Annotated in this window: 7 protein-coding genes; 5 read left to right on the top strand and 2 right to left on the bottom strand. The window is 43.8% G+C overall.

Going from position 1 to position 7,885, the window contains the following annotated elements; translation table 11 throughout:
* Positions 1–192: 192 nt before the first annotated feature.
* Together SAPGRDRAFT_RS19345 and SAPGRDRAFT_RS19335 are read right to left on the bottom strand one after the other, a co-directional pair.
* Positions 193–1,107 carry a heme/hemin ABC transporter substrate-binding protein gene (locus SAPGRDRAFT_RS19345; protein ID WP_002661167.1) on the bottom strand — a complete coding sequence of 305 codons (915 nt, stop codon included), beginning with the start codon at positions 1,105–1,107 and terminating at the stop codon, positions 193–195.
* 273 nt (positions 1,108–1,380) lie between these two features.
* The gene (locus tag SAPGRDRAFT_RS19335) at positions 1,381–2,658 is read right to left on the bottom strand and encodes a T9SS type A sorting domain-containing protein (protein WP_002661165.1); all 1,278 of its coding nucleotides are present in this window, start codon (positions 2,656–2,658) and stop codon (positions 1,381–1,383) included.
* Positions 2,659–2,833: 175 nt separating this feature from the next.
* On the opposite strand from SAPGRDRAFT_RS19335, the gene SAPGRDRAFT_RS19330 reads away from it, so the two are divergent.
* From SAPGRDRAFT_RS19330 to SAPGRDRAFT_RS19310, 5 genes are all read left to right on the top strand, one after another.
* Positions 2,834–4,051 (top strand): MFS transporter, encoded by a 1,218-nt coding sequence (locus SAPGRDRAFT_RS19330; RefSeq protein ID WP_002661163.1) that lies wholly within the window; start codon positions 2,834–2,836, stop codon positions 4,049–4,051.
* 161 nt (positions 4,052–4,212) lie between these two features.
* Entirely contained in the window at positions 4,213–4,929 is a 717-nt protein-coding gene (cmk, locus tag SAPGRDRAFT_RS19325) for a (d)CMP kinase (protein ID WP_037351002.1), read from the top strand.
* 202 nt (positions 4,930–5,131) lie between these two features.
* Entirely contained in the window at positions 5,132–5,863 is a 732-nt protein-coding gene (locus SAPGRDRAFT_RS19320; protein ID WP_002661160.1) for a DUF2490 domain-containing protein, read from the top strand.
* A 300-nt stretch (positions 5,864–6,163) separates the two neighbouring features.
* The gene (locus SAPGRDRAFT_RS19315; RefSeq protein ID WP_253271383.1) at positions 6,164–6,982 is read left to right on the top strand and encodes a hypothetical protein; all 819 of its coding nucleotides are present in this window, start codon (positions 6,164–6,166) and stop codon (positions 6,980–6,982) included.
* 59 nt (positions 6,983–7,041) lie between these two features.
* Positions 7,042–7,554: a hypothetical protein gene (locus tag SAPGRDRAFT_RS19310; RefSeq protein WP_002661157.1), complete on the top strand. Its 513-nt coding sequence runs from the start codon at positions 7,042–7,044 to the stop codon at positions 7,552–7,554.
* Positions 7,555–7,885: the final 331 nt, after the last annotated feature.

Genomic DNA, 7,885 nt, shown 5'->3' with positions numbered 1-7,885 from the left:
ATGCTGCGCCGCTCGCAGGTCTGCTCGGCCCTGCAGCCCTGCGGGCTTTGGTCTGGCCCTTTGGGCCACGGCTGCGCAGCGCTGGGCCACTCATCTGTTTTTTTCAAGTTTTGCGATTTTCTTTGGTCCAAAACAAAAAAAGGCCGCCCGAATTGGGCGACCACAGACAAACTAAACTCCAAAAAATGAGGACTACTTGTTCATTGCTGTTTCTAGCTTTTGGGCAAGTTCTAGAGCGGCTTTTGCGGCTCTTGGTCCAAAACCAGAGAGATAATGTCCTTCCATACTAATAATGCGTTTATGTTTTGCGGCTGGGGTTTGGACCAAAGCGGGCAGGCTGAGCAGGGCTTCATCTGCCGATTTTTCGGCTTGGGCCAAAGAGGCGAGTCCAGAATTGAATAGGAGCAGGATATCGGGCTGGCTGGCCAAAACAGATTCTGGGGTTAGGGGCTTAAAGTCCTCAAAATTGTCTACGGCATTTTGTCCGCCAGCCAATTTGATCATTTGGGCCATGGGCGTATTGGGGCCAGCGGCCATAATGACTTTGCTTCCTCGAGCATAAATAAAAAGGACCTTGGGGCTAGTTTTTTGTTGGGCCAAAAACTCTGTTAGGGCTTTTCGGTCTTTTTTCATTTCTTCTTCTAGGGCCTCAATTTTTTCTGGGGCGATGGGTAGTTTTTGGGCCAAGGCTTTGGCGCTAGTTACTGCGCCATCTAAGCGTTGGGGAACGGGAACGGCCAAGATTTCTATTTCTTTAGATTGGGCCAACTGCTGAATGGCGGGGCTGGCCAAAGCGTTAGAATCGACCAAAATATAATCGGGATTCAGGGCCAAAACGGCCTCTACATTTAGTTTATTGACATGGCCCAATTTGGGTAGGGCTTGGGCGGCTTCTGGGTAACTGCTGGTGACATCTAGGCCAACAACATTTTGGCCCAAATCCAGTTGATAGAGTAATTCGGTAAGGCTGCCATTTAGGGAAATAATGCGTTTGGGCGTTTCTGTTGTAGGTGTTTTTTGTTCTGTGTTTGCTTGGGCTGCTTCATTTTGGCAGGCCGCAAAGAGGAAAAGGGCAAAAAAGAGGGAAGAATAAGAAATCGTTTTCATAAGTAAAGATTGATATTAGGCGGGATAATTTGGGCGCGAAGCGCCTGGCCGTAGGCCAAATGGCCTAGCGATGTGCAGGGGTGGCCGTCAGGCCAGACCGAGCCGCTGAAAGCGGCGAAGGGCCGAGCGAATAGCGAGCCCCGAAACGTAGCGCCGCAGCTTGCTGCGGAGGCCCCAAAAGGTAAAAAATAATTGAATTTTAATTTAAAAAGGCCCTGGCCGAAACCAGGACCCACACTGACACTGACAATTGAAATGATAGCTGCTTGGGGACTAATCAAGCAACAGGAAAGGTAGAGCGCTAGTTTGTTCTCCTTGACGAACTTGGAGGATATACTGCCCGGCAGAAAATTGGGCGCTGGGCAATTCTAGCTGCTGCAAACCTTGCTGCAAGTTGTACTGCTTAGACCAAATATTTTGGCCAAGAGTATTATAGATTTGAATTTCGTAAGTTGCATTTTGAGTAGGCTCTAGCAAAAGCTGGATATTTTGTTGGCGGGCGGGTTGGGGAAACAATTTGATTCCTTTTACTGCGGCATTGGGTGCTTGAAAAATAGAAAGCGGGCCAAGATTTTCCTTTTGTAGGCGGCTAAGGCCCGTAGAAGAACCTTCAAAGTCGATAAACTGGACCTTCCAGATATTCTGGTCCGTAGTTCTGAAGAAATAGACCAAATCGCTAGAAACGCCCCAGCCAGAAGAAAAATCATAGCTTTTCCAGTCGTGGCCAACAATAGTGAGGGGCTCGGTGGCGAAGCTATCTTGGTAGTTACTGGCTTGAACTTGGCTAGGCGTAACGCCAGCGGCCTCGGCTACTTCTAGGTCTTTATGGGCCAAAACGCCAGTGACGCCATAGGCCATTTGGCCGCCTTGGCCATCATCGATGAAAGTGCTGTATCTAGTAAAAAGGAGGTCCCAACCGCCATTGAGCTCGGCAGTTTGTAGGGTAGCGGCAGAATCGATAGAATAATAGGCGAGGGTTTGGCCGTTGTAGTCGGCTTTATTGACTTGAGTTTGGACCAGGTTGCTGCCGTCTAGATCGGCATAGCGGAAATAATAGCTACCGGAGGCCAAAGAATCGATTATGAGTTTTTTGTAGCTGCCATCGCTAAGCTCCAGCACAAATACCTTATCGCCAACAATTTGGTGGTTACTCATTTGGTAGCTCCCCCAGCCATAATCAAAATTTGAGCTATGGCTAGCGGTATTAAAAGCCCCTTCGGACCAGTTCTGTTCGGGGTTAGAGAGCTCTTGGACCAAATCGGTACTAGGGTCTATAGTGGTGGCAAAATTGCTAGTGCTACTGAGGTGTAGTTTTACAGCCGTGCCGCCCAAACTACTGCCTTCATTGATAAAAATGCTGGCATCTTGTTGGCCAAAAACGGAAAAGGCAAACTGCCAATTGGCATGAGGCAGTTCTTGCGTTTGGCCATCGGAAAGGCGGTAATAACTAGCCTCTTGATAGCTTGGGCCTACAGAAACAGTTTCTACGGTCTGTGCAAACAGACTACTAGCGCCCAAAAGGGCTGAAAAAAGGAGGTTGAATTTTCTCATGGCGCTCTATTCTTATTTAGATTAATTACAGATAGCTGAACAGCTGCAAATGTAGGTGGCCAGATTAAAAACACAAAATTTATTTAGACTTATTTTAAATAAAACTAATTTCAGCATCTTAGTTTCTGTTTGCAGTTCTAGAAATAGCTGTATTTTGGGCTAAAATATATTTTGCATGGAAAATTTGAAATTGGGTTTGCGGGTCAATGCCTATCAGTTTGCTTTATTGGTATTGATCAATGCGTTGGTGGGGGCCTTATTGGGTTTGGAGCGTTCTGTTTTTGGGTCTTATGTAGAGGCTTGTTTTGGAATTGCGGCGGAGGAGGCTTTATTTTACTTTATCATGGCATTTGGTTTGGCCAAGGCCACGGCCAATTATTTTGCGGGTTTATTGATGCAATTGTGGGGGCGCAAGCGGGTTTTATTATTGGGTTGGGCTTTGGCTTTGCCGATTCCCTTTCTCTTTGCTTTTTCGCCAAGTTGGGAATTGATCATTTTTGCCAATTTATTGTTGGGGGCGAATCAGGGTTTTGCTTGGAGCAGCACGGTGGTCATGAAAATTGATTTGGCGGGGGCCAAGGACCGGGGATTAGCGATGGGCATCAATGAGTCGGCGGGTTATATGGCTTTGGCCTTATCGGCTTATGCCACGGCGGCTTATTTGGGCCCATTGAATGATCTTTTATTTTGGGGCGCCTTAGTTTTTGTGCTTTTGGGGCTGGGTTTATCGGCGTTTTTTGTTCGAGAGACGGCTGCTTATGCGCTTTTAGAGCAAACAACTTCTCCAAAATTGAGTGGGGAAGAGGAGGCGGCCTCGGCTTGGGCCACTTTTAAGAAGGTGAGTTTTTTGGAGACCAGTTTGAGTTCGGTTACTTTTGCGGGCTGGGTAAATAACCTCAATGACGGCATGATTTGGGGGTTATTGCCTATTTTATTATTGGAGCGGGATTTATTATTTCATGAAATTGGCTGGGTCACCGCCCTTTATCCTGCCGTTTGGGGCTTGGGTCAATTGGCTACGGGCAAACTAGCCGATAAAATGCCGACCAAAGAACTCATTCGCCGAGGGATGTATATGCAGGCTTTTGCTATTTTGGGCTTTGCCTATAGTTCTGATTTGCTCAGTTTTATGCTTTCTAGTTTTTTCTTGGGTTTGGGAACGGCCTTGGTGTATCCTAGTTTTTTGGTGGCTATTAGTCGGTTGAGCCCTGTAGAAAAGCGGGCAGAATATATTGGGATTTTTCGTTTGTGGAGAGATTTGGGCTATTTGTTTGGGGCGCTTTTTTCGGCTTTGCTTTGGTATTTCTTTGGCCTAATGGCTTGCTTTTATGGCATTGCGGCCCTCACCTTTTTTGCTGCCCTAATTGTACAAATCAGAATGCGGAGGATTTAGTTTTCTTTTGTTTATCAGTGCTTTATGTTTGTTTTTTGGGGCTTCTTTAGGGGCTTTTTTGGACCAAATCGAAAATTAAATTTTTGGCCGCCTTTTTATTTCCTTATCTTTGTGAGCGAATTCTTAGTTTCATTTTCAAACAGTCAGAGAATCGCAGCCTTATGCCTAGCCAAAAAATTATTATTGCTCTAGATGGTTTTGCCGCTTGTGGAAAAAGCACCCTTGCTAAATCCTTGGCCAAAAAATTAAATTACATCTATGTAGATACTGGGGCCATGTATCGTGCCGTAACCCTCTATTTTCTCCAAGAAAAAATCTCCCTAGAAGATGAGCAAGCGATTGCTCAGGCTTTGGATAATATTCGGATAGATTTCCGACATAGAGCAGGGGCCAACCATTGCTTCCTCAATGGCGAAGATGTGGAAGAGGAAATCCGTAAAATGTATGTCTCTAAATGGGTGAGCCCTGTAGCCGCGATCTCCGCTGTTCGCCGCTTTTTGGTCAAACAACAACAAGCCATGGGCCGCTTCAAAGGATTAGTGATGGATGGCCGCGATATTGGCACCGTTGTTTTTCCCGAAGCCGAACTCAAGTTATTCATGACGGCCAGCTATGAGGTCCGCAGCCAACGCCGCCTAGCCGAATTGCAAGCCAAGGGGCTTAACGCTTCTTTAGAAGAGGTTCGTGAAAACCTCATGGAAAGAGATCAGATTGACTCTAGCCGAGAGGATAGCCCCCTACGCAAAGCCGATGACGCCATTACTATTGATAATAGCGAGTTGAGCATGAATGAACAACTCGATCTGGCCCTCGATTTGGCCTATAAAGCAATCGAAAAAAAAAAGTGCTCAGTTAGTGCAAGCCTTCTAGTTTCATAGATCCTTTGTGACTGCACCTACAAACAATATAAAAAAGCTATCCTAGATTTGTCGGGATAGCTTTTTTTTATACCCCCTCCAAGCAAAATCATTTTTCTATCCATATAAGCTAGCTTGTCCTCATTTTATTTTTATATGAGAACAATCTAGAGAGAAATTAAAATTTTATTTTGTAGAAGAGGGTTTGCACAACTCTATAACTATGAAAACTTTAGGAGCCTCTCGCTTACTTTTTATTTTGGCTTTCCTCTTTTTGGGGCAGTCTATTTGGGCGCAGAGTGACACGACTTCGGTTCGCCCAGTAAACAATTGGTTTAATTTTCAAGTTGGTGGCCAAGCTGGCAAAGGCAAATGGACCGCCGAGCTGCAAATCCGCCGAGAAGACTGGGTCGAAAACTGGGATGCCCTCATGTTGGCTGGTTTTTACCATTATCCATTGAGCAAAAATATTCAACTTTCGGGGGTCTTTACCTTTCGCCAAACTTATCCCGGCGGGGGGATTCCTCGGCCAGTCCGAGAATATCGTCCCTGGGCCCAATTAAAAATTAAGCAGCCTTTGGGCAAGGGCTTTAAGTTGGTGCATCGCTACCGCTATGAGCATCAAATTAAGGAAAAATGGGCCTTTGAAGGGACCGAATGGCATCAAAACGACTGGAATTACACCCCTCGTTTTCGCTATTTGCTCAAGCTAGCCTACCGCCTGCCCAACTCGCCCTTGGGCTTTGCTGCCTATGAAGAGGTCTATATCAAGGCCAATAATCATCATGCACAATGGCACTTTATGCGCAACCGTTTGTATGCTGGAGCCACTTATGAGCTCGAAAAATTCAAGTTTCAATTGGGCTATCTTCATCAGTTAGATTATTTCCCTCAGGATGAACGCGCAAATATTATGTACCCCATTTTGTTTTTCCAAACAGTAGCTAAGATTTAAAAAAAAGTAGTTAGATCTATTTATTTTGGGGCCCGCGGCCGCCTTGGCAAAGCCAAGGCGGCCGCCGCTATGCTGCGCCGCTCGCAGGTCTGCTCGGCCCTGCGTCGCTTCGCTCCTGGGTCTGGCGCTTCGCGCCACGGCTGCGCAGCGCTGGGCCGCTCAACTGTCTTTTTTCTTTTGGCTGTTTTCTTCGGCGGTTAAATTCAGAGGGTTTCAACTTTCAGTTTTGAGGCTATAGGAGCTTAGCAATTTTAAAAGATAGTATTTTAGCTAAACGAAAGCTTGTAAAATATTTTTAAGATGAAATTGATAAAGAGTTATTTTGTAATAAGTTGTTATTTGTTGATGATATCATGTAGCGCCTCAGTAGATGTAAACGAAGAAAAGAAAGGTAATTGGTCGGCTGCGCTTGAATTTAAGGATGTCACTTATTTTTCTTGTGATGAGTTAATTAAGAACCACTTTATAGATAGTACTTTTGAAATAGATCAAATAATAGTTAAGTACAATAAATATATACATAGCTCGGATACTTCAGTCTATGATATTGATACGATACTTCTTAATAAAGAGTATGATGTAAAGTTTTTGATTGAAAAAAACTACACCTATGGAAATGAGTATATTTCTGTGTTAGGCAAGGGGTTCTTAATTGATAGCCTTTTTTTTCCTAATAATTCTAGTCGGTACCAAAAGGTATTGTTTTTTGCCGATGAGATTTATAGGTTTAAGGACAAACGATATTTGCTATTAAATGCAAGGCGTAGAATTCCTTATCAAGTCATTCCTACTTCTTATGGGTTGCTGCTGTTTATTGAGGGCGGGGAAATAAAAAATTACTTTACTTTCGAAAGTTCAATGCCAGATATTTGTGCTTGTTTTGGCGATATAGATGAGGATGCTCAATTGGATTACATTGCTTGGGAGAATGTTTACCAGCTAACTAAAGAGCACTTAATAGTAGCGGACACGGCTCATCTTTATTCTTTTCGAGAAGGAGAGCAGCAAGTTATTGGACAGTTTATATTGGGGCCATCTTGGCAGAGGCGAGAGGCCTTAAAAGGGTTTCGTTCGAATGGGATGGCCTATGATTCTGTCCTGCAAGTAGATATAAAGTAAAATGCTCTTAAGTTGGAAGTTGCTGGTAGTTAGTTGTTTATGGTTTACAAACAAGGCCTATGAATAATGAAATATGGGATAAATATGGGAGGTGCCTTTATTTAGTCAATTTGGATATAATTAAACCTAGTATTAAAAGTGTTTTAGAATCTATTGGTCCTGAACTTAATGATCAAATAGTTTTAGATTTTATCAACGGAAATACATGGAGAGAAAAAAAAGTAGGTGTATTACTAGCTATTCTTAGAGAAGATAAATCAGTACTCGATGAAATTTTAGAAATATTATATTCAAAATGTATTTATGTGAAAAAGGATTGTATAACATATGTCTTATCATTGAATGATTCAAGGGCGATTATAGATATATTAAGTGACTACTATAATTCAGAGGAGATATTGAGTGAATCATCAGATCATAAACTCTTTACACTAGCAGCTTTGAAATATGCAAAAAATAAGTTGCCAATGGAATCTAGTATTTCCATAGATAACAACTTTAAGAAATACTTTGATAGGATAACGCTACGATTAGATAATGTAGAAAAACTGAAAAATAATTTGGGAAGATAGGCGTTTATCCCTACTAGTTCACGTCTATACTTGGCTAGTTCTGCGAGACAAAAAACACAGAGCTAATTGCTTTGGTTCTTTTTAGGGCCTCGGGGCTACCTTTACTCCCTAAAGTCCTTGTTGTCGTTCGGCAGCTCGCTGTTACTTGCTTCGCTGCGTCGGCTCGCTCGGCCCTGCGCAAAAAACAAGTTTTTGCTGGCTCTGCGGCTTTGCCGCCTGCCATTCATCGCCTAGGGACAAGCCCCTAGGCTAATAAATGGAGTCAGCCCTAAAGGGCCTCAACTGCTCATATAGCTGGCCTTGCTCATCTGTTTTTGCAGAGAAGGGCCAT

Source organism: Saprospira grandis DSM 2844 (assembly GCF_000275825.1).
Classification (GTDB): domain Bacteria; phylum Bacteroidota; class Bacteroidia; order Chitinophagales; family Saprospiraceae; genus Saprospira; species Saprospira grandis_A.
This window is presented reverse-complemented; position numbering and strand designations above follow the sequence as displayed.